The sequence below is a fragment of the Streptomyces sp. NPDC012510 genome (assembly GCF_042955065.1).
Classification (GTDB): Bacteria; Actinomycetota; Actinomycetes; order Streptomycetales; family Streptomycetaceae; genus Streptomyces.
The window spans coordinates 204347-231161 of record NZ_JBIBEN010000009.1 but is presented as its reverse complement, the minus strand read 5'-3'; the positions used below and the strand labels follow the sequence as shown (position 1 = coordinate 231161).

At 70.7% G+C, this 26815-nt stretch carries 23 protein-coding genes; 12 read left to right on the top strand and 11 right to left on the bottom strand.

The features are described from left to right. Position 1: 1 nt before the first annotated feature. From ACFY9I_RS19260 to ACFY9I_RS19245, 4 genes are all read right to left on the bottom strand, one after another. Positions 2-904 (bottom strand): ABC transporter permease subunit, encoded by a 903-nt coding sequence (locus tag ACFY9I_RS19260; RefSeq protein ID WP_391003059.1) that lies wholly within the window; start codon positions 902-904, stop codon positions 2-4. Next, complete coding sequence (locus ACFY9I_RS19255; RefSeq protein ID WP_391003057.1) at positions 901-1821, bottom strand: ABC transporter permease subunit; 921 nt, start codon at positions 1819-1821, stop codon at positions 901-903. Before ACFY9I_RS19255 ends, ACFY9I_RS19260 begins: the two co-directional genes overlap by 4 nt. A 127-nt stretch (positions 1822-1948) precedes the next feature. Next, positions 1949-3271: an extracellular solute-binding protein gene (locus tag ACFY9I_RS19250; protein ID WP_391003055.1), complete on the bottom strand. Its 1323-nt coding sequence runs from the start codon at positions 3269-3271 to the stop codon at positions 1949-1951. Positions 3272-3546: 275 nt separating this feature from the next. Continuing rightward, on the bottom strand, positions 3547-4662 hold the full coding sequence (locus ACFY9I_RS19245) for an ROK family protein (protein WP_391003053.1): 1116 nt from the start codon (positions 4660-4662) through the stop codon (positions 3547-3549). A 241-nt stretch (positions 4663-4903) separates the two neighbouring features. Between ACFY9I_RS19245 and ACFY9I_RS19240 the strand changes: the two genes are divergently transcribed. Continuing rightward, the gene (locus ACFY9I_RS19240) at positions 4904-5818 is read left to right on the top strand and encodes a BadF/BadG/BcrA/BcrD ATPase family protein (protein WP_391003051.1); all 915 of its coding nucleotides are present in this window, start codon (positions 4904-4906) and stop codon (positions 5816-5818) included. Positions 5819-5913: 95 nt separating this feature from the next. Further along, positions 5914-7824, top strand: a complete 1911-nt coding sequence (locus ACFY9I_RS19235) for a phosphatase PAP2 family protein (RefSeq protein WP_391003049.1) — start codon at positions 5914-5916, stop codon at positions 7822-7824. Positions 7825-7917: 93 nt separating this feature from the next. Here ACFY9I_RS19235 and ACFY9I_RS19230 read toward each other — a convergent pair whose 3' ends face one another. The 3 genes from ACFY9I_RS19230 to ACFY9I_RS19220 form a co-directional block, all read right to left on the bottom strand. Next, positions 7918-10308 (bottom strand): SpoIIE family protein phosphatase, encoded by a 2391-nt coding sequence (locus tag ACFY9I_RS19230; RefSeq protein ID WP_391003047.1) that lies wholly within the window; start codon positions 10306-10308, stop codon positions 7918-7920. A gap of 75 nt (positions 10309-10383) precedes the next feature. After that, positions 10384-11211: a peptidoglycan-binding protein gene (locus ACFY9I_RS19225; protein ID WP_391003045.1), complete on the bottom strand. Its 828-nt coding sequence runs from the start codon at positions 11209-11211 to the stop codon at positions 10384-10386. A 76-nt stretch (positions 11212-11287) separates the two neighbouring features. Continuing rightward, positions 11288-12577, bottom strand: a complete 1290-nt coding sequence (locus ACFY9I_RS19220; protein ID WP_391003043.1) for a histidine kinase — start codon at positions 12575-12577, stop codon at positions 11288-11290. 160 nt (positions 12578-12737) lie between these two features. On the opposite strand from ACFY9I_RS19220, the gene ACFY9I_RS19215 reads away from it, so the two are divergent. The 4 genes from ACFY9I_RS19215 (at position 12738) to ACFY9I_RS19200 (ending at position 16714) form a co-directional block, all read left to right on the top strand. After that, positions 12738-13106, top strand: a complete 369-nt coding sequence (locus ACFY9I_RS19215; protein WP_391003041.1) for a hypothetical protein — start codon at positions 12738-12740, stop codon at positions 13104-13106. Positions 13107-13126: 20 nt separating this feature from the next. Then, entirely contained in the window at positions 13127-13810 is a 684-nt protein-coding gene (locus ACFY9I_RS19210; protein ID WP_391003039.1) for an ATP-binding cassette domain-containing protein, read from the top strand. Between the two features lie 131 nt (positions 13811-13941). Then, the gene (locus tag ACFY9I_RS19205; RefSeq protein WP_391003037.1) at positions 13942-15945 is read left to right on the top strand and encodes an FtsX-like permease family protein; all 2004 of its coding nucleotides are present in this window, start codon (positions 13942-13944) and stop codon (positions 15943-15945) included. A 76-nt stretch (positions 15946-16021) separates the two neighbouring features. Beyond that, on the top strand, positions 16022-16714 hold the full coding sequence (locus ACFY9I_RS19200; protein ID WP_391003036.1) for a response regulator: 693 nt from the start codon (positions 16022-16024) through the stop codon (positions 16712-16714). 7 nt (positions 16715-16721) lie between these two features. Here the strand turns inward: ACFY9I_RS19200 and ACFY9I_RS19195 are convergent, their stop codons facing one another. Further along, entirely contained in the window at positions 16722-17111 is a 390-nt protein-coding gene (locus ACFY9I_RS19195; RefSeq protein WP_391003034.1) for a PPOX class F420-dependent oxidoreductase, read from the bottom strand. 139 nt (positions 17112-17250) lie between these two features. Continuing rightward, on the bottom strand, positions 17251-17886 hold the full coding sequence (locus tag ACFY9I_RS19190) for an HAD family acid phosphatase (protein WP_391003032.1): 636 nt from the start codon (positions 17884-17886) through the stop codon (positions 17251-17253). A 230-nt stretch (positions 17887-18116) separates the two neighbouring features. Between ACFY9I_RS19190 and ACFY9I_RS19185 the strand changes: the two genes are divergently transcribed. Together ACFY9I_RS19185 and ACFY9I_RS19180 are read left to right on the top strand one after the other, a co-directional pair. Then, the gene (locus ACFY9I_RS19185; RefSeq protein ID WP_391003030.1) at positions 18117-18959 is read left to right on the top strand and encodes an SAM-dependent methyltransferase; all 843 of its coding nucleotides are present in this window, start codon (positions 18117-18119) and stop codon (positions 18957-18959) included. Positions 18960-19310: 351 nt separating this feature from the next. Beyond that, a complete protein-coding gene (locus tag ACFY9I_RS19180) occupies positions 19311-20690 on the top strand; it encodes an alpha-lytic protease prodomain-containing protein (RefSeq protein WP_391003029.1) in 1380 nt (459 codons plus the stop codon). Positions 20691-20758: 68 nt separating this feature from the next. Here the strand turns inward: ACFY9I_RS19180 and ACFY9I_RS19175 are convergent, their stop codons facing one another. Both ACFY9I_RS19175 and ACFY9I_RS19170 read right to left on the bottom strand, forming a co-directional pair. Further along, complete coding sequence (locus tag ACFY9I_RS19175; RefSeq protein WP_391003028.1) at positions 20759-20947, bottom strand: hypothetical protein; 189 nt, start codon at positions 20945-20947, stop codon at positions 20759-20761. Positions 20948-21025: 78 nt separating this feature from the next. Next, positions 21026-22186, bottom strand: coding sequence for an ROK family protein (locus tag ACFY9I_RS19170; protein ID WP_391003027.1), 1161 nt, complete (start codon positions 22184-22186; stop codon positions 21026-21028). Between the two features lie 171 nt (positions 22187-22357). Here ACFY9I_RS19170 and ACFY9I_RS19165 point away from each other — a divergent pair, with 171 nt between their 5' ends. From ACFY9I_RS19165 to ACFY9I_RS19150, 4 genes are read left to right on the top strand one after another with little or no spacing between them, the layout of a single operon-like run. Further along, positions 22358-23257, top strand: coding sequence for an ABC transporter permease subunit (locus ACFY9I_RS19165; protein ID WP_391003025.1), 900 nt, complete (start codon positions 22358-22360; stop codon positions 23255-23257). Between the two features lie 18 nt (positions 23258-23275). After that, positions 23276-24223: an ABC transporter permease subunit gene (locus ACFY9I_RS19160; RefSeq protein WP_391003024.1), complete on the top strand. Its 948-nt coding sequence runs from the start codon at positions 23276-23278 to the stop codon at positions 24221-24223. A gap of 10 nt (positions 24224-24233) precedes the next feature. Next, complete coding sequence (locus ACFY9I_RS19155; protein WP_391003022.1) at positions 24234-25577, top strand: extracellular solute-binding protein; 1344 nt, start codon at positions 24234-24236, stop codon at positions 25575-25577. Positions 25578-25606: 29 nt separating this feature from the next. Continuing rightward, complete coding sequence (locus ACFY9I_RS19150; protein WP_391003206.1) at positions 25607-26806, top strand: Gfo/Idh/MocA family oxidoreductase; 1200 nt, start codon at positions 25607-25609, stop codon at positions 26804-26806. Positions 26807-26815 lie beyond the last annotated feature (9 nt).

The following is a 26815-nucleotide window of genomic DNA, read 5'->3' as shown; positions in this document are numbered from 1 at the left end:
GTCAGTCCTTCAGTCCGGCGTTGATGTCGGCGTTCATGACGTACTTCTGGAACACCAGGAATACGACGATCAGCGGGACCATGGAGATGACCGATCCGCCGAGCAGCACCGACCAGTTGATGTTCTGCGCGCCGACGAGGCTCTGGATGCCGATCTGCACCGTGAACTTCTCGGGGTCGTTCAGCATCAGCAGCGGCCAGATGTAGTCGTTCCACCTCCACTGGAACGACAGGATGGCGAGCGTCAGCATGATGGGCCGGGAGAGCGGCACCATGATCCGCAGGAAGATCGACAGCTCCTTCGCGCCGTCGATGCGGGCGGCCTCGATGAGTTCGTCGGGGACCGTCAGGAAGAACTGGCGGAACATGAAGCAGCCGGTCGCGGTGAGCAGGGCCGGGAGGATGATGCCGGAGAGCGAGTTGTAGAAGCCGAGGTCGCGGACCACCAGGAACAGCGGGGCGAGCATGACCTCGGCCGGCAGCATCGTGGTGGCCAGGATGCAGAGGAAGAAGGCCTTGAGCCATTTGTTGTCGTACTTGGCCAGCGCGTACCCGGTGCAGCAGCTGACCCCCACCGTGAGGATCGTCGCGATCACGCACACGATGGTCGTGTTGATGAAGTACTCGGAGAAGTTGGAGCTCGCCCACGCTTCCTTGTAACCCGACACGGTCGGGTCGTCGGGGAACACCGTCAGCGGAAGGGAGAACAGGTCTCCCGCCGGTTTGAGGGAGCTGAGGACGAACCACAGCACCGGCACCCCGTAGAGGGCCGCGAGCACCCACAGCAGAGTCGTCGCGGGAATCGCGCGCCGAAGCCCGCCGCTCGCCGCGCCGCGGCGCCGCTTCCTGGGGACGGCCGGCACGGAGTCGGCGTCGACCTTGCGCACTGTGTCTGTGGTTGTCATCGGTTCTCCACCCGCCGGTTGACCAACATCTGGATGATCGCGACGGCCATCAGGATGAGCATGAGCACGAACGACGCGGCGCTCGCGTAGCCGATCTGGCCCGACTTGAACCCCGTCTGGTAGATGTACTGGACCAGCAGGTTGTTCGACGTTCCGGGTCCACCGTTGTTGAGGGAGGCGAACACCGCGTATTCCTTCATCGCGTGGATCGTGTTGAGCAGGATCACGATGAAGGACGTGGGGGCGATGCTCGGCAGTGTGATGCTGAAGAACTGGCGCCACGGACCGGCGCCGTCGAGCGCGGCAGCCTCGTAGTACGACGTCGGGACGTTCTTGATCGCCGCGATGAACAGCAGCATGGAGAAGCCCGTCCAGGCCCAGGCCGCCGCCACCACGACCACGAGCAGTGACAGGTCCGCGTTCGACTGCCAGGGAACGGCGCTTCCGCCGACCTTCTCGATGAAGTAGTTGACCAGTCCGAAGTTCTCACCGAACAGCCACCGCCACAGGACACCCACGATGATGGGCGACAGCAGCCACGGGATGAAGAAGAAGATGCGGGCGACCGACGCGCCCTTGGCGTTCTTGCTCACCAGCACGTTGGCGATGAGCAGCGACAACACGAAGTTCAGCGGAACGAAGAGCACGGTGTACAGCAGCGTGCGGGTCGTCGCGGCGTAGAAGGTCGAGTCCCCGATCAGCCTCTGGTAGTTGTCCAGTCCGACGAACTGGAACGCGCCCACGCCCGTGTAGTTCGTGAAGGAGTAGACGAGCCCGATCACCGCCGGCCAGAGGAAGAACAGCGCGAAGAGCACGACGTTGCCCGAGATGAGGACGAGCGGGGCGAGGGTGTACTTGCTTCGTCTCCTGGGCGGGCTCACGGACACGTCCGAAGCGTCCGGGGCGCGTTTGGTCATCTTCCTGACTCCGTGCTGGTGGAATGGGTTCCTGGAGGCTCAGGCCATGAGCCCGGCATCACGTGGGCGGTGTCCGCGGGCCGGACGGCGGGGTCTCGGCCCCGCCGTCCGGCCCGTCGGCCTATGGTCAGCCGCCGACCTGCTGGTTGTAGCCGTCCACGATGTTCTGCAGGGCCTTGTCGGCCGACTGCTCGCCGTTGATCGCCTTGCCGAGCTCCGCCTTGGTCGGGTCGTCTGCGAGGCTCTTGCCCTTCAGCACCCAGTTCGTCTGCGCGCTGTTGAAGTAGCCGGAGATCGGGTCGTAGAGCGGGATCGACTCGTTGTAGAGCTTGAACGCCGCCTGCGCCGCCTCGGACTTGAAGGGGTACTTCGGGTTCAGACCGCTCTCGACCGGCAGGAAGCCGGAGGCCTCGCACAGCGCCTTGTAGTGGTCGGGCTCGTACAGCCAGGACAGGAACTTCTTCGCGGCGGCGGCCGCGTCGGCGTTGTTGTTGAAGCCCACCGTCATGCCGCCGCTGTTGACGTCACTGGCCTGCACCGGCTGGGCGGGGGTCGGGACGCTCGCCCACTCGAACTTCGTGATGCTCTCCGCGTAGGCGGCGACCTGCCACACGCCGGACCAGTAGGCGACGACGTCACCGCTCTGGAACATGGCCGACGGGTCGGCGCCGCTGGTCCACACCGACTTCGGCATGGTCTTGTCGTCGTTCCATCCGACGAAGGTGTTCACGGCCTTCTTGGTCGCCTCGTCCACCGAGAACTTGCCGGAGTCGTCGGCGTGGACGTACTTCCCGCCCATCTCGTACACCATGGCGCGCAGCCGGGACGGCGACTGGTCGAACGTCAGGGAGTACTTGGCCTTGGTCTTCTCCCGGACCTCGTTCGCCGCCTTGATGAACTCGGTCCAGGTCCAGGTCTTGTCGGGCGAGGTCGGGTAGTCGACGCCGGCCTTCTCGAAGAGCGACTTGTTGATGAACATGCCGGACGCGGTGACGTCCGAGGGGATGGACAGCACCTTCCCGGACGAGTCCTTGGCGACGAAGTTGGCGTTGATCTTGTTCGTCTTGTTGTTGGCGATGTCGCCGAGGTCGATCAGCTTGTTCGACCAGATCGGGTCGAGCGCCGGCACGGCCGCCACGTCGGGCAGCGAGTTCGCCTGCGCGGAGTTGCGCAGCTTCGTCGCGTAGCCGTCGTAGGGGATGTTGACGAGCTTGACCTTGACGCCGGTTTCCTTCTCGTACTGCGCCACCATCTTCTTCCAGCCGGCGTCCTGACCCGGAACCGTGGAGATCCAGAACGTCAGCGACTTGGAGGTACCGCCCGAGTCGGATTCCCCTCCGCAGGCGGAGAGCAGCAGGGCGGCCGCCGAGACACCGGCAGCGAGGGGAACCAGGCGGCGCCTACCGCCGCGGCCGAGTCGGCGGGAGCGCCGCACACCCACAGTGGTCATCTTCGATCCCTTTTTTCGTCGGATGGGGACAGAGCACGGCGCCGACCGAGGCGGCACGGGTGCAGTGTGCAGGAAACTCGCTTTCCGGGCGCAGCCTCGCCCGGCCGCGTCGTCCACGCGGGGCGGGATCCCCAGCCGTTCTGGCTGTCACCGCACGGGCACGCCCTCGTGCGGTTGCCGTACGTCGAGTACAGGCGGGAGGCTCGCCCCAAGCCGGCGTCCCGGCCGACTTAGAAAGCGCTTGTCCGGACATTGGCAGACCGAGTCCGAAACCGTCAATCCTTCATCCGCCCCGCCTCGGTCACGGTTTGGACTCCTCTGGCGACCGCGAGCCGTGCCGCGCCCACCACGGTACCGAGATCACCGACCTGGCTGCTGACCACTTCGGTCGGCCAGCTCAGCCGCTGCAGCTCGGCCCGCACACCGGGCAGGAGCTGCGGAAACGCACCGGTGCTGCCGCCCAGGACGAGCAGCCCGGGGTCCAGTACCGCAGTCACCGCGGCGGCGATCCGGCCCACATCCACCGCGTGCCGGTCGACGATCGCGCGGGCGGTGCCGCCCTGTCCGGCCAGCGAAAACAACTGGTCGACGGTACGAGGGCATGAACCGGCGGGCTCCGGCCAGGCCTCGGCGGCCCGGCGCAGCAGGGAGCGGGCGCCGATGTACTCCTCCAGGGCCTCGTGACGGGGCTCCAGGTCGTCGTCCCAGGGGTAGGGCAGCCGGGCGAGCTCTCCGGCGGCCCCGTTGGCCCCGGCCAGTACCTGGCCCCCCACGACGATGCCGAGACCGATACCGACACCGATCCGCAGATAGCCGAAGGTGTGCCGGCCGCGAGCCGCGCCCTCGTGCAGTTCGGCGAGCGCGGCGCAGTTGACGTTGTTCTCGAGGTGGACGGGCACCCCGGGCGGCAGGGCCACGGCCACCGCGTCGAAGACGGGTCTCGCCTTGGCGGTCGCCGGACGGACGGTGCCTTCCTCGGCGCGCGCGGTGACGTCACCGACGGCCACGACGATGGTGCGCAGCGGAGCGCCGACGGGGAGCGCGGACAGCGCTTCGCGCACCACGTCGGCGGCCTCCTCGCGGGAGCCGGTGCCCTCGGCGAGCAGGGTGCCGTCCAGGGCGCAGAGCCGCGCCCGGGTGACGGCGGGGCCGAGGTCGACGGCGAGGACTCCCCCGGCGGCGCGCCCGAGGTCGTACACGGCCGCCGACCTGCCCGTACCGCCGTTGAGGGTGCCCGAGCGTGCGGCGAGTCCGGCGGCCTCCAGCTCGGCCACGGCGGAGGAGACGGTCGGCTTGGACAGGCGTGCCCCGGTGGCCAGTTGAGGGCGGGTGGCGGTGCTCGACGCGGCCAGTACGGCGAACACAGCGCGGGCGCTCTCGCTCAGTTGCATGCTCTCCCCAGTCCCTGCCGCGATCATCCGGCCGCACGGTCGTGCGGGCATCCGGTCCGAACCCTTGACGCACCCTAATTCGTTAGTTAATTTCCTAACGAAGTCAAGCGGTACTCGCCTGCCGCACCAGCAGAGGCCCGTCCCGGGGCTTCCCGAGCACCCCCACAGACCCAGTGTGTCCAGGCACGGTTTCGCCCAGCCGTCGCTGCGCCATCGCAACGCAACGACGAAAGAGGCCTCCGTGCAGGACTCCAGACCCGTCGCGGTCGGTATCGACGTGGGCGGCACCAAGACCCATCTCCGTGCTGTCACGGGGACGGACCTCGTCGCCGATCACATCCGTACGAGCCGCGGCTGGTGGCCGCACGACCCGGTGACCGCCGCCGACTGGCTGGCCACGCTGGTGGGAGAGGTGCTGCCGTCGCACACCCTCCCGTCCGCCGTGGCCGTCGGTGCCCACGCCTGCGAGACGCCCAGGCAGTGCGAGGGAATACGTCTGGCTCTCCAGGAACGGCTTCAGGTGCCGTGCCTGGTGGTGGGGGACGCCGAGTTGCTGGTCCCCGCCGCCGGATTCGACCGGGGGGTGGGTCTGGTCGCCGGCACCGGTTCGGTGGCCGTCGGCCGGTCCGCCGACGGCACCTCGCTGCAGGTCGGTGGCTGGGGCGCGCTCCTCGGCGACGAGGGCGGCGCCGCCGGGCTGGTCCGTGAGGCGGCCCGTGCCGTCTGGGCGGCGCACGACGGGGGCGAGGCGCCCGACGCGCTCGGCGACCGGCTCCTCGCCGCCTTCGGCGTGAGTGAAGTCCCGGCTCTCGGTGGGGCGTTGGAAGCCACCACGGCCCCGTCCGCCGACTGGGGCCGACATGCTCCCGTGGTGTTCGAGGCCGCCGAGGAGGGGTCCCTTCCCGCCCGCCGGGTGATCGCCGACGGGGGCCGTGCGCTCGCCTCACTCGTGGCGCGACTCGCCTCCCGCGGGGCCTTCGTGGACGACGTGGTGGTGGCCGGCGGAACGATCCTGTCCCGGCCCGCCCTGTACTCCGCATTCGCCGAAGCGCTGTTCGACGCTGTACCGTCCGCGCGACCGCATGTGCTCCAAGTGCCTCCGGTCGATGGGGCGTTGACGCTCGCGCAGACTCTCCTTCGACCGGTCGACCGCTGATCACCGTCCGGTCGCCGACCGGACATCCACCGGTCACACGTCAACCTCACGCTCAGCCCGCACGATCATCACACCGCGAAAGGAGCGGCGCCTCCATGCCGTCATCTGCCGGGCACCACACGCTCAACCGCCGCGTCTTCCTCAGGAACTCCCTCGGCGTGTCGGCCGGCCTGGTCGCCGCTCCGACTCTCGCGAACCTGTGGCAGGCCCCCGAGGCCAAGGCCGCCACCGCGTTCGCCGCGTTCGTCGACGACTACACCACCAACACCACGGCGAACCTCACCCCCGAGACCAACGCCGTGGTCCGCGCCCTCGGCGGCTTCGCCGAGATCTGGAAGACCGGGGACGCCTGGAACACGGGCGTTCCGCTCATGCCGGAGGTGTCGCGTGCCAACCTCCGCTACAGCGCCCGTATCACCTCCCGGCGCACCGAGGCGCAGGCACGCGAGGCGTTCATCACCGACCGGCAGCACCAGAGCTACTCGGTGATCAGCGGCCTCGGCCCGCTCGCGGAGCTGTACCGGACGGGCGCCAAGGCGGTCACCGCGATCACCTCCGCCCCGGACGGCACGCCGCCGGGCAAGATCAGCGACTCCGTCCCCGCCGACGCTCCCGCCGGCTCGGCGAACGGCGCCGGCTCGACCACCTCCGAGCTCGGGAAGGTGGCCGAACTCGTCAACGCCGTACGCGGGCCGTTCGCGTCGAGCAACCCCGCCAAGTTCTCGTACCAGTACCCCCGCCCCTGGCGCATGAACGAGAACAGCGAGGTCGTCGACACCGGCCGGATCGACGAGTTCGGGTTCCCGGTGTACGAGTCCGACGTCGTCGTGGTCCCCCAGCTCCTGCGGCAGCGCGGCGAGGACGCGGCCACGGACGGCGGCTTCCCCAGCGGACACACCAACGCCCTGCACCTGGCGGCCCTGGCCTACGCGTACGCCGTACCGGAGCGGTTCCAGGAGATGGTGACCCGCGCTTTCGAAGCGAGCCACGACCGGATCGTCTCGGGCATGCACTCCGCGCTCGACGTCGTCGGCGGTCGCGTGATGGCCACGGCCCTGGCCGCCGCCGCGCTCGCCGACCCCGGGAACGCGGAGCTGAAGGCCGCCGCGCGCAAGCAGGCCGCCGAGTACTTCCAGGCGAAGACGGGCACCACCGCCGACACCCTGTTCGCCTACGCGCACTCGGCGGGCACCGACACCGACCCGTACGCCGACCGCGGGGCCAACGCCCGCATGGTCGAGCCGAAGCTGACGTACGTGCTGACCCGGCGCGGGCGTTCCCAGGACCTGACCGTGCCGAAGGGCGCCGAGGTCCTGCTGGAGACACGGCTGCCGTACCTCGACGCGGCACAGCGGCGCGAGGTGCTGCGCACCACCGCGCTGCCGTCCGGGTACGTGCTGCTGGACGGCTGGGAGCAGTGGGGCCGGCTCAACCTGTTCCAGGCGGCCGACGGATACGGCGCCTTCGACGCGGACGTCACCGTCACACTGGACGCGGCGCTCGGCGGCTTCCACGGAGCCGACACCTGGCGCAACGACATCTGTGGCCCGGGCGGGCTGGTCAAGCGGGGCAGCGGTGCGCTGACGCTGGCCGGTGCCAACCGGTACACGGGCGGCACCGTCGTGGAGGGCGGTGTCCTCGCCGCGGGCTCCAAGGAGGCGTTCGGGCGGGGTGACGTCCGGGTGAAGGGCGGCACGCTGAGCACGGGCGACCACTCCGTCCGGGTGCGCGGCGGCTACGCGCAGTCCGGTGTCCTCGACGTGACGCTGGACCGAGGCGCGGCGCCCGCCCTGGTGGTGGACGGGCACGCCGTCCTGGAGCGGGGCAGCGCGCTGGTGATCCGCTTCGACGCCGAGCAGGCGCCGCGATCCGGCAGCACGGTCGCGGTCGTCGGGGCACGCTCCCTGCGGGGCCGGTTCGCCCGGGTCTCCGTGGCCGTCGAGGGCTGGACGGCCGAGCAGGTCCACACGGCGCACGGGGTGTCGGTGCGCCTGCGCAGGAAGTGACTCTCCTGCGCCGATGAGGCTGTCGGGGGTGGCGTGAGCCGCCCCCGACGGTAGTTCACGGGCTCGGCGGTGGCGTGGGCCGCGCCCAGCCGTTCACAGGCTCGGCGGCAGGGCCTGCTCGGCCCAGATGGTCTTGCCCGCGCCGCTCGGCCTGCTGCCCCAGCGGTCGGTGAGCTGGGCGACCAGGAGCAGGCCCCGGCCACCCTCGTCGAAGCTGCGGGCCCGTCGCAGATGGGGCGAGGTGCTGCTGGCGTCGGACACCTCGCAGATCAGGGTGCGGTCACGGATGAGCCGGAGCTGGATGGGAGCGCCGCCGTAGCGGATGGCGTTGGTGACGAGTTCGCTGACGACCAGTTCGGTGACGAAGACGGACTCCTCCAGGCCCCAGCGGGTGAGCTGGTCGGTGGCGAGCTTGCGCGCGTTGGAGACCAGGGCCGGGTCGTCGGAGAGGTCCCAGACGGCCACCTGCTCGGCGTCGAGGGCCCGGGTGCGGGCGACCAGCAGGGCCACGTCGTCGGCCGGGGTGTCGGGCAGCAGCGCCTTCAGCACCGTGTCGCAGGCCTTCTCCAGACTGCCCACCGATCCTGCCAGCGCGTCGCACAGGGCGGCGGTGCCCGTGTCGACGTCACGGTCCCGGGCCTCTACCAGGCCGTCCGTGTAGAGGGCGAGGACCGAGCCCTCGGGTACCGCCAGCTCCGTCGCCTCGAAGGGGAGTCCGCCGACGCCGAGCATCGGGCCCGCGACCACCTCGACGACCTCGACGCCGCCGTCCGGGCGCACCACCACGGGGGGCACATGGCCGGCCGAGGCGATCGAACAGCTGCGGTCCACCGGGTCGTACACCGCGTACAGGCAGGTGGCGCCGATCTCCGCCTCGCCCGTGTCGTCGCCGGCCGCGAGGTGTTCGACGAGGTCGTCGAGATGGGTGAGGAGTTCGTCGGGCGGCAGGTCGACGTCGGCGAGCGCCCACACGGCCGTGCGCAGACGCCCCATGGTCACGGAGGCGTGGATGCCGTGGCCGACGACGTCCCCGACGACCAGCGCCACCCGGGTCCCGGACAGCGGGATCACATCGAACCAGTCGCCGCCCACTCCGGCCTGTGACAGCGCGGGGAGGTACCGGGAGGCGAACTCGACGGCCGCCTGTCCGGCGACCGCCTTCGGCAGCAGGCTCCGTTGGAGCGCCAGCGCCGTCGTGCGTTCCCGGGTGTAGCGGCGGGCGTTGTCGACGCAGACGGCCGCCCGGCTGGAGAGTTCCTCGGCGAGCGAGACGTCGTCCTGGTCGAAGGCGTCGGGGTGCTCGGGGGTCAGCGACCGGACGAGGACCGCCACGCCGAGAGTCGTGCCGCGCGCCACGAGCGGTACGGCCATCAGGGACAGATCGTGGTCCGTGGCCTCCTGGAGCTTGGCGGAGCGGGTTCCGTGGTCGGCGAACCAGGAGTCGAGGGAGTCGTCGCCGGTGCGGGTGAGCACGGGAGCGCCGGAGAGGAGGGCCCGTGCGGGTGGGGAGAAGGGCGGGTAGACGTCGGCGGCGCCCAGCTCGATGGCCGCCTCCGGGACACCGGGGGTGACGGAGTGGTGGGCGGCCCGACGCAGTTCCACCCCTCCGTCCAGGGGGCCCATCTCGGGTTCCTCGCCCTGGAGCACCGATTCCAGCAGGTCGACGCTGGCGAAGTCGGCGAGCCGGGGCACGACCAGCCCGGCGAGTTCGCGGGCGGTCTGGACGACGTCGAGCCTGGTGCCGATGGACCCGGCGGCCTCGTTCAGCAGGGCCAGGCGCTGGCGGGCCCAGTACTGCTCGCTGCTGTCGAACGCGGCCAGTGCGGTGCCGATCAGCTCGCCGGTGTCGTCGCGCACCGGCCACATCTCGGAGGTCCAGGCGTGCATACGGCGGCCCGACGGCGAGCGGGTCCAGCTCTCGTAGCGGACCGGCTGCCCCGTCTCCGCCACGATCTCCAGATGGCGCAGGAAGCCCCGGCTGTGCTCGGCGTCCTCCACTGTGTCGAGGAAGTACTGGTGGCGGAACTCTGCCTCGGGCTGCCCCATGACCTGGCACGCCCAGTCGTTCATCCGCAGATAGCGCTGTCCGGTGTCGAAGACCGACATGGACATCGACGCCTGCTTGAAGGCAAGCTCGCCGAGGCCCCGCTCGGTGGGGTCGGGGGCCGCCTGCACGACGAACCGCCGCCCCTCGCCCGCCCCGCCACGCAGTGGGCACATCCGCAGCGCCACCGCCTGCCGCCGCCCGTCCCGGTAGCGCAGGCCGGCCACCGCGTCACCGTGGGTCAGCAGCGCCCGCCACACGGCCGCCGCGTCACCGTCGACGAGGTCGGCCGCCGCTCGCCCGGTGACTTCCTCGGCTGCGTACCCGGTGAGGCGGCGGGCCCCCTCGCTCCACCCCGCGACGAGGCCGCGCGCGTCGACCACCGCCATCGCCTCACCGGCCGTGGCAGCCCGCGACGCGCCGGACGCCTTCGTCACCATATGGCCAGGATGGTCCGTTCGGGGCGGGGCAACAACCCGGATACGCCGGTCCCGGCCGGCGTCGGCAGGTCGTGATCAATACACCTCGAGCGTGGTGCGGGATTCGAGGTCCTGGCGGGTGTCGTTGCCGTACACGCCCGTCTCGTCGCCCCGGATGCCGTACCAGAGCTGGAAGCGCGCCACCGCCTCCTTCAGTACGGCGTCGTACCTACCCGCGGTGGAGCCGTCGTCGTACACGTTGGGGATACGCCGCAGCCGTTGCTGGAGTTCGGCGACCTCGGGGCCGCTGTCGCCCTCGCGCAGGGTGCCGGGGCCGTCCGGGTCGACGCCGTCGTCCTGGGCCGGGGCCGAGGACGCGGGGGCGGACGGGGCGGGGGGCGGGGTGGTGGCCCGTGCCTCCTTCTCCGTGTCACCGCCGGGCAGCAGGAGCGCCGCGCCGAAGCCGATGAGGGCCGCCGCGCCGACACCGACGACCACCGCCGCGCGCTTCAGGCCCGATCCACCGCCGGGTGCCGGGCGCCGCCGCTGCCGCCGCTCACCGCGCGGGACGGCACCGGAGCCGAAGTCCTCGCCGACCATGACCGGGGGCAGTTCCTCGGTCTCGTACTCCGTCCGGGGCAGGATCCGCTCGGGAGCCGGCTTCGACCCCGGTGCGGGGGTCCGCTTCCGTTCCGGTTCGCGGGCCCGCTTCCGTTCCGGTGCGGGGGTCCGCTTCCGTTCCGGTGCGGGGGTCGGTGGTACGGCGACGGTCTCGTACTCGTCGTTCGGGGCGGTCGTCCCCTTGTAGAGCTCGAACTCGCGCAGCAGTTCGGCCAGGGCCTCGGTCCTGCGCCGGCGCATGACGTAGGTGGGCTCGATCGTGGGACGCTTCGTCGTCCGGCCCGGTTCGGGCGGTATCGACACGCTGTTCTCCTTCCGTGCACGCGGTCTCCCGCCATCCCCGTGAGGAGATACGGGAAGTCCGGCCCGGAGGTTCAGCTCACCCGGCGGCCACGCGGCCGGTCGGGAGCACCGCGACCACCTCCCAGCCGGGTCCGTCCTCGCGCGGCCGGGCCCGAATGCGGCCGCCGAGCGCGGTGACGCGTTCGGTGAGGCCGACGAGCCCGAAGCCGCCGCCCCGGGCCGCCTCCGGCAGGCGGGCCCCGCCGCGACCGTCGTCGCGCACCGAGACCTCCAGGTCCCCGTCGGCGCAGCGCAGGGCCACGGCGACCTCGGTGGCGTCGGCGGCGTGCCGACGGACGTTGGTCAGGGCCTCCTGCACCACGCGGAAGGCGGCGGCCTGCACCTCGGGCGGCACGTCGTCGTGGAGGGAGGGATCACGGCGCAGGACGGCCGTACGGCCGTCGACACCGCCGACCCCGTCGAAGCCGCCCACCAGCTCGGCGATGCCCGCCAGATCGCCGGCCGGGCGGCGGTCGGCGGTGCCGGGCTCGTCCTCGTGGTCGCGCAGCACACCGACCGTGCGGCGCATCGAGGCCAGCGCCTCGGTCGCGGCCCGCTCGATGCCCGCGAGGACGGGATCGAGGCTCCCCCAGACTTCGTCCGGGGCTACCCCCATCTCGCTTCGCTCGGGTGCGGTGGCGGCCATCATCCGGGCGACCTGGGTCTGCACCAGGATCCCGGTGACGTGGTGGGCGACGAAGTCGTGCAGATCGGCGGCCATGGCGAGCCGCTCCGATCGACGGGCCTCGGTGACGACCTGCTTCCGGCGGTGGTCGAGGGTGCGCAGATAGACGCCGACGGCGGCCGTGACACCTCCGATCAGCAGGGTCAGCGCGGTCAAGCCGAGGAGGCTCGGGTTCGGGTCGACGACGTAGTACGGCAGCGGCAACGCGAGCAGCACGACACCGTCGAGCAGTCCGCAGGCCAGCGCCCAGCCGGGCGGGCAGGTGCGGACGGCGATCACCAGCAGGCAGAGCAGCACGGCCGCCTGGCCGAGGCCGAATCCGCCCTGCTCCTGGGTCACCAGCAGGGTCATCACGTTCGCGGCGGCGGCGAGGGCGGGGCCTCCCGTCCGCACCTGCGGGGTCAGCCAGAGGGGGCGGCGTCGCTCGGGCCACAGCAGCGCGGCCAGGCCGACCGCCACCACGAGCATGTGCAGCCAGAGGTAGCCGGTCATGTCGTCCGCCCCGAGGACGAGCGGGTCGGTCAGACACAGCAGGACCAGGGCCACGACACCGCCGACGCGTACACAGCCCGTCCTGGCGGGGCGGGCCGGCCGGCCGCTGTCGCCGCCCGCGGGTTCCTTGGTGCCGAGCGCGAGGTTCACGCGGATCACAGTAGGCAGCCCCGACGACCGCCGTATCGGCCGTACGGCTGAGGGGGTTCGTCCGGCGGGCCGTGAAGCCTGGCCGTTCGGCCGAGGTGCGGACCCCAGCCGCCGGGAGAGGTTGGGTCCCGCACCCCACCCCTCTCCACCAGGAGCACTCATGGAACGCAGACCCATGCTCATCACCGGTGCCGCCGTGGCGGCCGTGGCCGTCGGCGGCGGAGCCCTCACCTACGCGATGAGCGGCACGGAGTCCACGACCGGACTCGACAAGTTCGCCACCGTCACCGTGGACGGCCAGAAGGCGCTCAGCGGGAACATCGTCGCCGGTCGCACATCGGCGAAGTACAGCCCGCTGCCCTGGATCGGCGGTGACACGTCCGTCGTGAAGTGCCCCGACCTCAAGGCGGTGGCCGGCACCAGGGTGACGTGCACCGCGAAGGACGGCGACGGCAAGGACCTGTCCATCCCCGTCACCGTCGTCAAGGCCGACGCCTCCAGCGTCACCTGGAAGTTCGAGCGCAAGTAGAAGGGGCCGTACCGCACCTCATGAGCACCGTCCTGGCCGGCAGCGGCCTCATCAAGAAGTACGGCCCCGCCACCGCTCTGGCGGGCGTGGACGTGGCGGTCGCCGAGCGCGAGTCCCTCGCCATCATGGGCCCGTCCGGGTCCGGCAAGTCGACCCTCCTCCACACGCTCGCCGGCATCATCCGCCCCGACGAGGGCCAGGTACTGCTGCGCGGCGAACGCATCGACCAATGGGGCGAGAACAAGCTGAGCGCGCTGCGCCGGGGGCGGTTCGGGTTCGTCTTCCAGTTCGGCCAGTTGCTGCCCGAGCTGCCCGCCGAGGAGAACGTCGCCCTCCCGCTGATGCTGGAGGGCGTACCCCGGCGCCAGGCCGTGCAGCGGGCCCGCCGCTGGTTCGCCCCGCTCGGTCTCGCGGGACTGGAACACCGCCGGCCCGGGCAGCTCTCCGGCGGCCAGGCCCAGCGGGTCGCCATCGCCCGGGCCCTGGCCGTGGAGCCCGACGTCGTCTTCGCCGACGAGCCCACCGGCGCCCTCGACCAGGCCACGGGCGAGGAGGTCATCCGCCTCCTCACCTCGGTCACCCGCGACCAGGGCGCCTCCCTCGTCATGGTCACCCACGACTCCGAGGTGGCCGCCCACTGCGACCGCGTCCTCCGGGTGAGGGACGGCCGGATCGCCGGCTACAGCCAGTACACGGTCGTGTGAGCGCACTCGAGGGACGCGGGGAACCGCGTGACAAGCCACGAACGGCCCCGCACCCGCCCTCGAACCGATCCGACCGAGCTCTCGGGCAGCCCGCCCCCTCGCCCTCGCCCCCGATCCCCCGGAGACAACGAATGCGCTCCCCCGTCCTCCCCCTCACCTGGCACCTGGCCCGCGCCTCCGGACGGCGCGGCCTGCAGAGCCACCTCCTCTCCGCCGCCGCGGCAGGCACCGGCGCCCTCGTCCTCCTGATCCTCCTCACCGCCTACCTGGGCTCCGGTACCCGAGCCGACCGCACGGCCTGGCGCACCCCCGACGCCGTGGCGGCGAAGCAGGCGACCGCCGTACAGACACTGGGCACGACGTACGTGGACCACCGGCCGGTCAGCGTCGTCTCCCTGGCCCAGCTGCCGAACCGGGCCGCGACACCCGCCCCACCCGGTCTGGCCCACTTCCCCGCACCGGGGCGCACGTATCTGTCCCCCGCCCTGGCGGAGCTGATGCGCGAGCTGCCGGCGACACGTCTCGCCGGCCGCTTCCCGACCACGACCGACTACGGCACGATCGGCGAAGCCGGACTCGCCTCTCCCCGGGAACTCGTGGCCGTCATCGGCCGCACCCCCACCGACCCCGCGATCACCCGGGCCGCCGAAGACGTCACGCTGGCCACCCTCGCCTCCCGCGCCCGCGTGAACGGCTTCACCGGCACCGCGCCGAGCGTGTTCACCGCCTTCGACCAGCAGGCTGCGGCGCTCGGCGGCGCCCTCCTCGTCGTCCCCGTGATCGTGCTGGCCTCGGCCGCCGGACGCCTGGGGGCCGCGCGCCGTGAGCAGCGGCTCGCCGCCCTGCGGCTGGCCGGAGCGACACCCCGGCAGATCCTGTCGATGACGGGCGTCGAGTCGGCGGCGGTGGGCCTGGCCGGCGGTCTCCTCGGCGCGGTCGTGTACACCCTTCTGGTGCCGCTCCTCGCGCGGGTGCCGTACGGCATCGGGACCTGGTACACGGACGAGTTGTGGGTCGGGGTGCCGTGGCTGCTCACGGTGGTGACGGCCGTGGCCGCGCTCACCTGCGTGAGCGCGATGACGACGCTGCGCGGGGTGGCGCGTTCCCCGCTGGGCGTGGCCCAGCAGGCCGATCCGCGCCGGACGAAGCTGATCCGGCTGGTGCTGTTCGTCGCCATCGGGCTGTACGTGACGGTCACCGCGCACAGCGGCCGGCTGAGCACCGGACAGATACTCGCGCTGATCGTCCTGGTGTACGGGGCGTTCTGGACGCTGGGCCCCTGGGTCGTCGACATGCTGGGCCGGCTGCTGAGCCGCTTGGCGCGCCGTCCCGCGACGCTGCTGGCCGCGCGTCGGCTCAGCGACGATCCCCGCGGCGCCTGGCGCACGGTCAGCGGTCTGGTCCTCGCGGGTCTGGTGGCCGGGTTCTTCACCGTCGGGCAGGTCGGCCTCGCGGGCTACGACTACCGGGGCCAGGTCGCGGTGCGGACGGATCACGGAGAGGTACGTGAACTCGCCGTGAAAGCGGGAGAGTTGCTCGCCGACGCAGGGGTGAGGGCGAGCGTGGAGACGGCGGACCCCGACGCCTGGAACGAGATGCTGAACGGCGAGGAGGGCATCGTGGCCCATGTGCGCGGCGGTCAGCAGCAGATGGACATCGCGTCTACCGCGTTGTCCTCCCTCTCCCCCGGAAACCTGCCGTACACCCAGGAGTACGTCAACGCCGAGGTCGACACCGCGACCCGGCTCATCGGCGAGATGGGGCTCGCGGTGCTGGCCCTGGGCTTCCTCGTCGCCGCCGCCTCCGCCGGACTCACCGCGGCGGCCACGGTCCTGGACCGGCGCCGGGTGTACGCCCTGCTGCGGCTGGCCGGTACACCGCTGAAGGTGCTGGACCGGGCGCGGATACGGGAGACGGCGCTGCCGCTGGTGGTCCTCGCCGGTGGTACGACGGCGACCGGGATCTACGGCGGGATGAAGGTGAACGAGATGTTGCACCTGGAGCCGGACGCGTCGGGGGCCGTGCGCCTCGCCCTCTGTGTCGCCCTCGGCACGGCCACCATGTTCGCGGGGCTGGCCGGGAGCCGACCGCTGCTGCGGAAGGTGACGGCGGAGCGGGCCCAGGAAGCCGACTGACGCCTCCTCGTCGAGCCGTCCCCTTCACCCTTCAGGCTCTCCGCTCCCGGGCTTCTTCTTCAGGCATGATGCGCCCATGAACGACCGCAGCCCGATCCGGGTCCTGATCGCCGACGACCAGGACATGGTCCGCACCGGCTTCCGCTTCTTCCTCGACGCGCAGCCCGACATCACCGTGGTCGCCGAGGCCGCCGACGGCGAGACGGCGGTGCGGCTGGCCCGTGAGGTGCGGCCGGATGTGTGTCTGCTGGACATCCGGATGCCGAAGCTGGACGGTCTGGAGGCGACCCGGCTGCTGGCCGGTCCGGGTGTGGCCGATCCGCTGCGGGTGGTGGTGGTGACCACGTTCGACCTCGACGAGTACGTCTACGGGGCGTTGCGCGGCGGCGCCTGCGGATTTCTGCTCAAGGACTCGGGGCCGACCCTGCTGGCCGAGGCCGTGAGGGCGGCGGCGGTGGGCGACTCGCTGGTGTCGCCGTCGGTCACGGTCCGGCTCCTGAAGCACGTCACGGCGGAGACGGAGGCGGACCCGGTCCCCGCCGGCCCCGAGGCCCCGCGTCCGCGGGAGCCGTTGACCGATCGGGAACTCGACGTCGTACGTCTGGTGGCGCTCGGGCACACCAACGCCGAGATCGCCGCCTCGATGTTCGTCTCCCTCTCCACGGTCAAGACCCACCTCGGCAACATCCAGCTCAAGCTCGCCGCCCGGAACCGGGTGGAGATCGCGGCGTGGGCGTGGCGCACCGGACACACGGGCGACCGCCCGTGACGGAGGCTCACTCCGTCAGGGTGATCCTGATGCCGATCGTCCCGTCGGCGCCCCGGCGGAGCCTGCTGCCGAGGAGGGTGAGGCGGCCGAGGGGACCGTACTTGCGGGCGATGAGCCGGCGACAGGCGGCGGAACCGGCCGCGTCGAGGATCTCGGCACGGGCTGGGACGGAACCGCCGGTCGGGTTGCCCCGCACATCGCAGGGGCCGACGAGTACGTCGGCGCGGTTGCGGATGCGCTTGACCTTCCAGGAGTCCGCGACCGTCCAGATGGCGAGCGCGTCACCGTCCCGCACCACCCAGACCGGAGTCGGCACGCCGGTGCCGTTCTTACGGTAGGTGGTGATCAGCAGGTACTTGCCCGTGCCTAGCGCGTCGAGTGAGGTGTCCTCCGCCATGGCGGGAGTCTAGGGCTGTCGCGAAAGGGGCGCCTGCCGCGCGACACCGCGTTCGCGACGGGCCGGGGGTGTACGGCCGTCGGCGGTGGACCGGCGGCCGTACCCGTGGAGCGAACGGTGAACGAGAGGCATGGCACTGTCAGTCGAGCAGCCCGTCGTAGTCGGGCAGCTTGTAGGTGCGCTCGGCGTGGCCGCCGACGAGGTCGGTGGTGTTGTTGCCGACGTTGGCGATGATCGTGTAGCCGTCCGACTCGATGTCGGCGCGCGACGCGGTCTTGTAGGCGGAGACCTCGGCGAACAGGTCGGGCAGGTCTCGTACGTAGAGGCCGTCGACGGGGTAGCCGACGCTCTCGAGGTTCCACTCGGTGACGCTCTCGATGATGCCCGGACGGGCGGTGACGAAGAAGACGGCGACCCCACGGGACTTGGCGTACTTGGCCAGCGCCAGTGAGGGCTTCAGGGCCGGGGTGGGCAGCTTGTACCAGGGGGTGTAGTGCGTCTCCAGCGTCGTGTTGTCGATGTCGAAGACGATGGCGAGCTTCTGCCCCGAGGAGTTCGTGGTGCGCTGCTGTACGTAGGGGGTGGCCGTGTCGATGACGGCCTTCACGTCCGACTGCCAGGTCGCGTAGTCGACCTCGGCGGCCGCGACCGCACCGGCCGCGGCCCGGCTGGGCGCCGCGGTCGCCGGAACCGCGGCGGTCACCGAAGCTCCCAGACCCAGTACGGCCGCCGCGGCGACCGTGGTGATGCGGCGTCCCGCACCGCTTGCTCTCATGTTCGTCTCCTTCTCATGTCAAAGCGGCGAGGTTGATCGAACCTTCGCCGCACTCGTCATGGTCATGCCCAACGGTGGCCGGGAGACTACACAAGGGTTACTGATTAGTAGAAGGGGTCCGACGGCTCTTCCCCGGTTGAAGATCGAGGAAGTGAGGGCGCGAGCCGGCCGACGGGGTCTACATTGCCCGTTGGATGGAGCACCTTCACAGCAGATCCAGGAGTTGATCCGTGACGGACGACCCGGCAGCCTCGGGCTTCCCCTCCTCGTCGCTGCACAGCCGCATCGTCACCACGCGGCCGGCGGCGGCGCGGATCTGGAACTACTGGCTCGGCGGCGGGGACTACTACGAGGTCGACCGGGCGGCCGGGGACGAGATACGCCGACTGCATCCGCGCATCGGCGACTACGCCCGCGCGGACCGGCAGTTCCTCGGGCGGGCCGTACGGCACCTGGTCGAGGACGTGGGCATCCGGCAGTTCCTGGACATCGGCACCGGCCTGCCGACCGCGGAGAACACCCACGAGGTGGCGCAGCGGATCGCGCCGGAGTCACGCGTCGTCTACGTCGACAACGACCCCCTGGTCCTGGCGCACGCCCGCGCCCTGCTGACGAGCACACCCGAGGGGCGCACGGACCACGTCGACGAGGACCTGCGCAACGTCGACGCGATCCTCGAACACGCGGCCAGGACCCTGGACCTGGCCCGGCCCGTCGCGCTGATGCTGCTCAGCGTGGTGATCTTCATCGGGGACGAGGAGGATCCGTACGGCATCGTGCGCCGGCTCGTCGACGCCCTGCCTGTCGGCAGTCACCTGGCGCTCTCGCACACCATCACCGGTCCCGGCCTGCCCGATGTGGACGCCGCCGTCGCCTGGTGGAACGCGCACGGCACACCGCCGATCACCCAACGCACCCCGGAGGCGGTCGCCCGGTTCTTCGACGGGCTGGAACTGCTCGATCCCGGTGTCGTCTCGTGCTCGCGCTGGCGCCCGGACCCGGCCGTCGGGTGCCCCTCGCGGGAACCGGAGGAAGTGGCCATGTACTGCGGAGTGGGAGGCAAGCGCCCTTGACGATCGGCCGGGTGAGGCTCCACCCGGACGTCAGCGACTCCTACCTGGCACGTTTCCAGCCGTACGTCGACAGGTGCCGGACGTCCGGCATCCGGCCGACGACGCTCTCCGAGCTCGGTGACACCCCGGAGCACCGCCAGATGTTGTATGGACTCAACAAGGAATCAGCACCGCCCGTACGCCGCATCATCCCGCCGGCACACGGGCGATCGCCATGAGCCGGACGCCGGGGTTCGTCGACGCCGACCGGTGAACACCCGACCACCACCGTACGTATGGAAGGAGGGCGCTCAAGGACCGGACGCCCTGGCGGTGTTGACACCGTGTCGGACGGGGTTCGGGAGCCAGGTAATGAGGCACGCACGACGACGAGTCGTGAAGCGGGTGGCGCGGCTGACGGCCGTCGGTGGACTGCTCTGCGGAGCCCTGATGGTCACGCAGGCGGCGATGGCGACCGAGCCCGCCACCTCTCCGCCCGCGGCCCGGAGTTCGGTGCTGGCCGCGTCCGGCACCGGCAACGGCCTGGTGGACGAACTCGGCTCCTCCCGTACGGCGGGGACCTGGATCGCCGAGGACGGCAGCCCGGTCGTCGCCGTCACGGACGAGAAGGCAGCGGCCGAGGTCGAGCAGGCGGGCGCCCGCCCCAAGATGGTCGAGTACAGCGCCGAGGACCTGAAGTCCGCCACGGAGGCACTGCGTTCGGCTCCCCGCGTGTCGGGCACCTCCTGGGCCGTGGACCCCGCCTCCAACGAGGTCGTGGTGCGGGCCGACAGCACGGTCTCCGCCGAGGACTGGAAGAAGCTGACGGGCCTGGCCGAGGAGATCGGCGGGTCCGTGCGGATGGAGCGCACCAAGGGCGCGTACACGATGCGCCTCAACGGCGCCCAGCCCATCTTCGGCACGGGCGGGCGCTGTTCGATCGGCTTCAACGTGACCGACGGCGAGAACGAGTTCATGCTGACCGCCGGGCACTGCGGTCCCACCGGTTCCGTCTGGTTCTCTGACAACCAGGGCCGGCAGGAGATCGGCCGGACGACCCGATCCGACTTCCCCGGCGGCGACTACTCGCTCGTCCAGTACCTCCAGGACGCGCCGAGCAACTCGACCAACGTCGTCGCCGTCGGTGACGGCCAGGGGGTGCGCATCACCTCCGTGGGTGACGCGGCGGTCGGTCAGCGGGTCTTCCGCAGCGGCAGCACCAGCGGCTTCCGCAACGGCGAGGTCACCGGCCTGGACGCCACGGTGAACTACCCCGAGGGCACGGTCACCGGACTCATCGAGACCACGGTCTGCGCCGAGCCGGGTGACAGCGGTGGTCCGCTCTTCTCCGAGGGCGTCGCCCTGGGTGTGACCTCGGGTGGCAACGGCGACTGCGCGCGGGGCGGCACGACGTTCTTCCAGCCGCTCTCCGACGCCCTGGAGGAGCTCGGCGTCCAGCTCACGGGCCTGCCCCAGTCCGCCGTCCAGCCGTCGGCGGCGGCCGACGGCTCCTCGGACGACGACTCCCAGGGCGCCGCTGCCCCCGGCGCCGCCGAACCGGGCGCCGTGGAACAGGTCGAGTCCATCCAGGCCGCCTCCGACCTCCTCGACCGCCTCGCCGATCCCCGCACCGTGGGCCCCGGTCTGCTGGTCGTCGCCGGCAGCCTGGTGGCCCTGGCGGCAACCCGCTTCATCCGCACGGAACAGGACAGGCAGGCATACCGCCGCCAGTACTCACAGAGCTGGGGCTGAGTGCCACACTCGGGCGCGCCCACCGGGTGCGCCCCCGAGGGGCGGGGAAGGACCGGCCCCGCGCGGGCTCATCCGGCGGAGCGCGCCGCCCATTCGAGGACAAGCCGCTCGTACTCGCTCCGCTGCTCCCTGTTCAACGTGCCGCCGCTCCGGAACCAGAGCGCCCGGATCTCCTCATTGACCTCGGCGGCCGTTCTTGCCGGTTTATCCGATCTTTCCAGGACGACATCAGGGGTGGTGGACATGGTGTAAACCATATGTCCTCGAACGTGAAGTCGATGTGAGTAAAGGTCCCACTTCAGACATTACGGACCGTGAAGCTGATCACGCTGCGTTTATGCCTCCGCCGTCCCGAGCACGAGCACCTGAATGGCCAGCACGGCCGCTCCCCGCGCCCAGTCGTGGAAGTCGGACACCTTGGTCTCCAGCGGGACCGGCACGGCCAGCGGATGACGATGGGCGCGGACGGCCTCGTCCACGGCCTTCCCCGCGACCTCCACCAGCCCGACGCCTTCCCCGGCGAGCAGGATCTTCTGAGGCATCACGAAGTTGGAGATCTGCGCCAGCAGCGTGCCGAGCGCCCGCCCCGCCTCCCCGATGACCCGCGCGCACATCGGCTCCCCCTCGGCGGCTCCGGCCAGGATCTCCTCGTACGTCACCTCGCGCCCGGTCGCCGCCCGGACCTGGTACCGGATGCTGGGGATGCTCAGCATCGAGACGGCGCTGCCCCGCTCCCCGTCGGGGGTGAGCGGTCCGGCGGGGTCCACGATCCAGTGGCGGCCGAAGCCGCGGTCCTCCTCGGCGTTGACCACCCGCTCGCCTCCGAGCACGAGCCCGTAACCGATCCCCGCGCCGATGGTGAGCACGACGAACCGGTCGAGGCCGCGCCCCGCACCGAACCAGGTCTCGGCCTCGACGAGCGCGGCCACGTCGTTCTCGACGACCGCCGGCAGCCCGGTGCGCTCCTCGACGAGTTCCGCCAGCGGGACGTCACGCCACGACAGGAAGGGTGACTCACCGACGATCGCGCGCCGCCGCACGAGACCGCCGACCCCGATGCCGATGCCGGAGAGCGAGGGGACGGTGCGGGCGAGTTCGCCGGCCATCTCGGCGAGCAGGTCGGCGACCCGCTCCGGCTCATGGGTGGTGAGCGGGCGGTCGTGGCGGGTGACGATCTCACTCCTGAGCGTGGTGACCACGCCGTACACCATGTCGTCGGTGATCTTGAAGCCGATGAAGGAGCGGGATTCGGCGACGATGTCCAGCGGCTGCGAGGGGCGCCCCTGACGGACCTCGGGGAGCGCGGCGCCGTCGACGGTCTCCACCAGCAGCCCCGACTCGATCAGGGGTTTGGTCAGCCGGGTGAGACTGCCCGCGGACAGGCCGAGCCGACGAGCCAGCTCGGTGCGCGAGAGCGGGCCGTGCACGAGCACCTCGATCGCCACCGCGCGTTCCCCGGGGCTGAGTGGCGGCCAACTGGCAGCGAGTGCGGTCATGAGGGTCAGACTCCCACACCATGTTTCTTCCGTCATGGAAATAACAAGGCCAAAGCAAGCCTAGGAAACCACCCCCGAAAGATCTGCGACCGCCCCTCTTGACGCCACAATTCTTTCGCCACGAAAGTAAGTGGCCGGAGCCTGAGTACCGCCGCCGATGAGGGAGCACCGATGACCATCGCCTCCAGCAGTCCACCGATCCGTCGGCGAGGTGACGGCGCCCTGGCCGCCGTCTTCATCACCCCGGCGATGCTCGGCTTCCTGGTGTTCCTGCTGTGGCCGACGCTGCGCGGGATCTACCTGAGCTTCACCCGCTTCAACCTGCTCACCCCGGCGGAGTGGGTGGGCCTCGACAACTACGTACGGATGGTCAACGACCCCATTTTCTGGGACTCGTTGACGGTCACGGTCGAGTACGTGGTCCTCAACATCGGTGTGCAGACGGTCGCCGCGCTCGCCATCGCCGTACTCCTCCAGCGGCTGACGCGGTCGGCCCTGCTGCGGGGCATCGTGCTCACGCCGTATCTGATGTCCAACGTGGTCGCCGGCCTGGTCTGGTTGTGGATCCTCGACACCCAGCTCGGCATCGGCAACGAGATCATCAGCGCCGTCGGCATGGACCGCGTCCCCTTCCTCGCCGACGAGACCTGGGCGATCCCCACCATCGCCCTGATCAACGTGTGGCGACACGTCGGCTACACCGCGCTGCTCCTCTTCGCCGGGCTCCAGGCGATCCCGAACGACGTGTACGAGGCGGCCAGGGTGGACGGCGCGAGCGAGTGGCGGATGTTCTGGCGCGTCACCATGCCGCTGCTGCGTCCGGTGCTGGCGGTGGTGCTGATCATGACGGTGATCGGTTCGTTCCAGGTGTTCGACACCGTGGCGGTGACCACGGCGGGCGGTCCCGCGAACGCGACCAACGTCCTGCAGTTCTACATCTACGGATCCGCCTTCGGACGCTTCCAGTTCGGCTACGCCTCGGCGATGTCCGTCGCCCTGCTGATCGTGCTCAGCGCGATCACCGTCCTGCAGTACCGGCTCACCCGGGCCGGCCGGAGCGACCTCGGCTGACGGAAGGCAGACACCCACATGGCCACCATGACCACACCGGCGGAGCCCGCCGCACCCCCCACCACGGAGCCGGCCGTACGGCCGACGCACCGCCGCCTCTCCCTCGGGCGGGCCACCGCCTGGACCGTGCTGTGGCTGATCGTCCTCGTCACCCTGTTGCCGTTCTACTGGATCCTGCGGACCGCGCTCTCCACCAACGCCGGGCTCAACGCGGACCCCGCGAACCCGCTGCCGGTCGATCTCACCGGCAGCGGGTTCGCGCGGGCCTTCGGGCTCCAGTCCACCGAGGAGGCGGTCGCGCAGGGCGGAGCGGGCGGCGGGCTCGACTTCTGGCGGTATCTGCTCAACTCGGTGATCGTCTCTACGCTGATCACCGGCTGTCAGATCTTCTTCTCCGCGATGGCCGCGTACGCCTTCGCCCGGCTGCGCTGGCGGGGCCGGGACCAGGTGTTCGGGCTGTTCCTGGCCGGCTTGATGGTGCCGACCATCTTCACCCTGCTGCCGAACTTCGTGCTCATCAAACAGCTCCACCTGGTGGACTCGCTGCTCGGCATCGCCCTGCCCAGCCTCTTCATGACCCCGTTCGCGGTGTTCTTCCTGCGGCAGTTCTTCCTGAACATCCCCCACGAGGTGGAGGAGGCCGCGTTGCTGGACGGGGCCGGGAAGGTCAGGATCTTCTTCCGGGTCGTCCTGCCGATGGCGTCCACCCCGATCATCACCCTGTCCGTGCTGACCTACATCACCTCCTGGAACGACTACTTCTGGCCCCTGATGGTCAGTTACAGCGACGACTCCCGGGTGCTGACGGTGGCGCTGGCGGTCTTCCGGGCGCAGACCCCGGCGACCGGCGTGGACTGGTCGGGGCTCACGGCGGCGACGCTGATCGCCGCGCTCCCGATGCTGGTGCTCTTCGCCTGCTTCGCCCGCCGCATCGTCAGCTCCATCGGCTTCACCGGGATCAAGTGAGGGACCACTGATGCGACTTCGTACGCTGACCGCATGGGCCGGAGCGCTGGCGCTGTCCCTGGTGACCGGCTGCGCCCAGGGCGACGGCACCGGCACGTCCTCGGACACCGTGACGTACTGGCTGTGGGACGCCAACCAGTTGCCCGCCTACCAGGCCTGCGCCAAGGGGTTCGAGAAGGAGAACCCCGGACTGCGGGTGAGCATCACCCAGTTGGGCTGGAGCGACTACTGGACCAAGCTCACCGCCGGGTTCATCGCGGGCACCCAGCCGGACGTGTTCACCGACCACATCCAGAACTTCGGCCAGTTCGTGGATCTGAAGGTGCTGGAGCCGCTCGACGACCTCGGCATCGAGGACTCCGACTACCAGCCGGGGCTCGCCGCCAACTGGATCGGCAAGGACGGCCACCGGTACGGCGCCCCCAAGGACTGGGACACCGTCGCGCTCTTCTACGACGAGAAGCTGACCAAGGACGCCGGCCTCACCGCCGAGCAGATGAACAGCCTCTCCTGGAACCCCGAGGACGGCGGCACCTTCGAGAAGGCCGTCGCCCGCCTCACCGTCGACAGGAACGGCAGGCGGGGCGACGAGCCGGGCTTCGACAAGGACAACGTGAAGGTGTACGGCCTGGCCAGCAACGGCGGCGGCTACGGCGACGGCCAGACCCAGTGGAGCAACTTCGCGGCCTCCGCCGGATGGAGCTACCTCGACAAGCCGCGCTGGGGCACGAAGTACCAGTACGACAGCAGGACCTTCCAGTCCGTCATCCAGTGGTACTTCGGGCTGGCGAAGAAGGGGTACATGCCGCCCCTGTCCGACTACAACGTCCAGTCCAACCAGGCGAACACCCAGGTCGCGGCGGGCAAGGCCGCCACCGCGTTCGACGGCGCCTGGATGATCACGACATACGCGGGCTTCAAGGGCCGCGACATCAGGACCGCTCTCACTCCGGTCGGGCCGACCGGCAGGCGCGCCACGATGATGAACGGCCTCGCCGACTCCATCACCAAGGCCTCCGAGAACAAGGAGGGCGCCCGTGAGTGGGTGGCCTACCTGGCCTCGGACAAGTGCCAGAAGATCGTCGGCCGCTACGGCGTCGTCTTCCCCGCCACCCCCGCCGGGACCGAGGCCGCCGTCGCCGCCTACCGGAAGAAGGGCATCGACGTGTCGTCCTTCACCGAACCCGTGGCCGACAGGCAGCACTCCAGGACCTTCTCGTACCCGATCGCCAGCTACTCGGCCGACATGACGGCCCTCATGAAGCCCGCGATGGAGGACATCTACGGCAACGGCAAGCCGGTGAGCAGCCTCGACGAGACCAACGACCAGATCAACCTGATCCTTTCGCAATGATCCCCCTACCGATGAAGGGCAACCCCTCCATGACGTTCTCCCTCGGCATCGTCGGCGCCGGCCAGTTCTCGGGCCAGTTCGCCACACTGTTCCAGGCCCACCCCGGCGTCGGCGACGTCTACGTCACCGACCTGCTGCCCGAGCGGGCCGGGCAACTCGCCGCCGCGCAGGGCCTCGCGGGCACCTTTCCGTCGTACCAGGCCATGCTGGAGTCGGAGAAGGTCGACGCGGTCGCGATCTTCACCCAGCGCTGGACGCACGGGCCGCTCGTGCTGCAGGGACTCACCGCGGGCAAGCACGTGTACTCGGCGGTCCCCATGGCGATCAGCGCGGAGGAGATCGCGGCGATCATCGACACGGTCAAGGCCACCGGGCTGACCTACATGATGGGCGAGACCAGCGAGTACAACCCGGCCACGGTCCACGCCCGCAACCAGATCGCCGATGGCGCCTTCGGCCGGCTGTTCTACGCCGAGGGCGACTACGTGCACGACATGGACCTCGGCTTCTACGAGGCGTACCGGTACAGCGGCGGCGACAACTGGAAGGCGACGGCCAGCTATCCCCCGCTGCTCTACCCGACCCACGCGATCGGCGGGGTGCTGGGTGCCTGGAGGACGCACGCGGTCAGCGTGTCGGCGATCGGTGTCGTGGACGACCGGGGCGACGGCGTCTTCGACACGGGGATCAGCCAGTTCGGCAACGACTTCTCCAACGCCACCGCGCTGTTCGAGGTGGCGGGCGGCGGCTCGTTCCGGACGAACGAGTTCCGGCGGGTCGGCTATCCCTCGCACATACGGGAGTCGCGTTTCCGCTTCTTCGGTACCGAGGCGAGCATGGAGCAGCTCGCCACGGTCGCCCTGTGGCAGGACAAGCAGGGGGTGAAGGACATCAGTGAACTGCTGGAGCCCAAGCCCACCCTGTCCCCTGACGACCCGTCACTGCGGCACATCGCACCGGAACTGCGGGCCGCCTTCACCTCGGGGTCGGCCCCCGTGCACGACCGTGCGCGGCTGCCCCGGGAGTTCGACCATCTGCACAACGGGCACGAGGGCAGCCACCACTTCCTGGTGGACGACTTCGTGACCGCGGTCAACAGCCGCACCTTGCCGTCGGTGAACGCGTGGGTGGCCGCCCGCTACACCCTGCCGGGCATCGTCGCGCACGAGTCGGCGCGGCAGGGAGGCGTGCGGCTGGAGATCCCGGACTTCGGGGACGCGCCCGAGTAGGGCCGCGCG

Coding starts and splice junctions, on each gene's coding strand:
- ACFY9I_RS19255 (WP_391003057.1), bottom strand. CDS start 1,821: ATGACCAAACGCGCCCCGGACGCTTCGGACGTGTCCGTGAGCCCGCCC.
- ACFY9I_RS19235 (WP_391003049.1), top strand. CDS start 5,914: ATGCCGTCATCTGCCGGGCACCACACGCTCAACCGCCGCGTCTTCCTC.
- ACFY9I_RS19210 (WP_391003039.1), top strand. CDS start 13,127: ATGAGCACCGTCCTGGCCGGCAGCGGCCTCATCAAGAAGTACGGCCCC.
- ACFY9I_RS19180 (WP_391003029.1), top strand. CDS start 19,311: ATGAGGCACGCACGACGACGAGTCGTGAAGCGGGTGGCGCGGCTGACG.
- ACFY9I_RS19150 (WP_391003206.1), top strand. CDS start 25,607: ATGACGTTCTCCCTCGGCATCGTCGGCGCCGGCCAGTTCTCGGGCCAG.
- ACFY9I_RS19200 (WP_391003036.1), top strand. CDS start 16,022: ATGAACGACCGCAGCCCGATCCGGGTCCTGATCGCCGACGACCAGGAC.
- ACFY9I_RS19160 (WP_391003024.1), top strand. CDS start 23,276: ATGGCCACCATGACCACACCGGCGGAGCCCGCCGCACCCCCCACCACG.
- ACFY9I_RS19230 (WP_391003047.1), bottom strand. CDS start 10,308: ATGGTGACGAAGGCGTCCGGCGCGTCGCGGGCTGCCACGGCCGGTGAG.
- ACFY9I_RS19260 (WP_391003059.1), bottom strand. CDS start 904: ATGACAACCACAGACACAGTGCGCAAGGTCGACGCCGACTCCGTGCCG.
- ACFY9I_RS19250 (WP_391003055.1), bottom strand. CDS start 3,271: ATGACCACTGTGGGTGTGCGGCGCTCCCGCCGACTCGGCCGCGGCGGT.
- ACFY9I_RS19155 (WP_391003022.1), top strand. CDS start 24,234: ATGCGACTTCGTACGCTGACCGCATGGGCCGGAGCGCTGGCGCTGTCC.
- ACFY9I_RS19245 (WP_391003053.1), bottom strand. CDS start 4,662: ATGCAACTGAGCGAGAGCGCCCGCGCTGTGTTCGCCGTACTGGCCGCG.
- ACFY9I_RS19175 (WP_391003028.1), bottom strand. CDS start 20,947: ATGGTTTACACCATGTCCACCACCCCTGATGTCGTCCTGGAAAGATCG.
- ACFY9I_RS19170 (WP_391003027.1), bottom strand. CDS start 22,186: ATGACCGCACTCGCTGCCAGTTGGCCGCCACTCAGCCCCGGGGAACGC.
- ACFY9I_RS19215 (WP_391003041.1), top strand. CDS start 12,738: ATGGAACGCAGACCCATGCTCATCACCGGTGCCGCCGTGGCGGCCGTG.
- ACFY9I_RS19205 (WP_391003037.1), top strand. CDS start 13,942: ATGCGCTCCCCCGTCCTCCCCCTCACCTGGCACCTGGCCCGCGCCTCC.
- ACFY9I_RS19190 (WP_391003032.1), bottom strand. CDS start 17,886: ATGAGAGCAAGCGGTGCGGGACGCCGCATCACCACGGTCGCCGCGGCG.
- ACFY9I_RS19165 (WP_391003025.1), top strand. CDS start 22,358: ATGACCATCGCCTCCAGCAGTCCACCGATCCGTCGGCGAGGTGACGGC.
- ACFY9I_RS19195 (WP_391003034.1), bottom strand. CDS start 17,111: ATGGCGGAGGACACCTCACTCGACGCGCTAGGCACGGGCAAGTACCTG.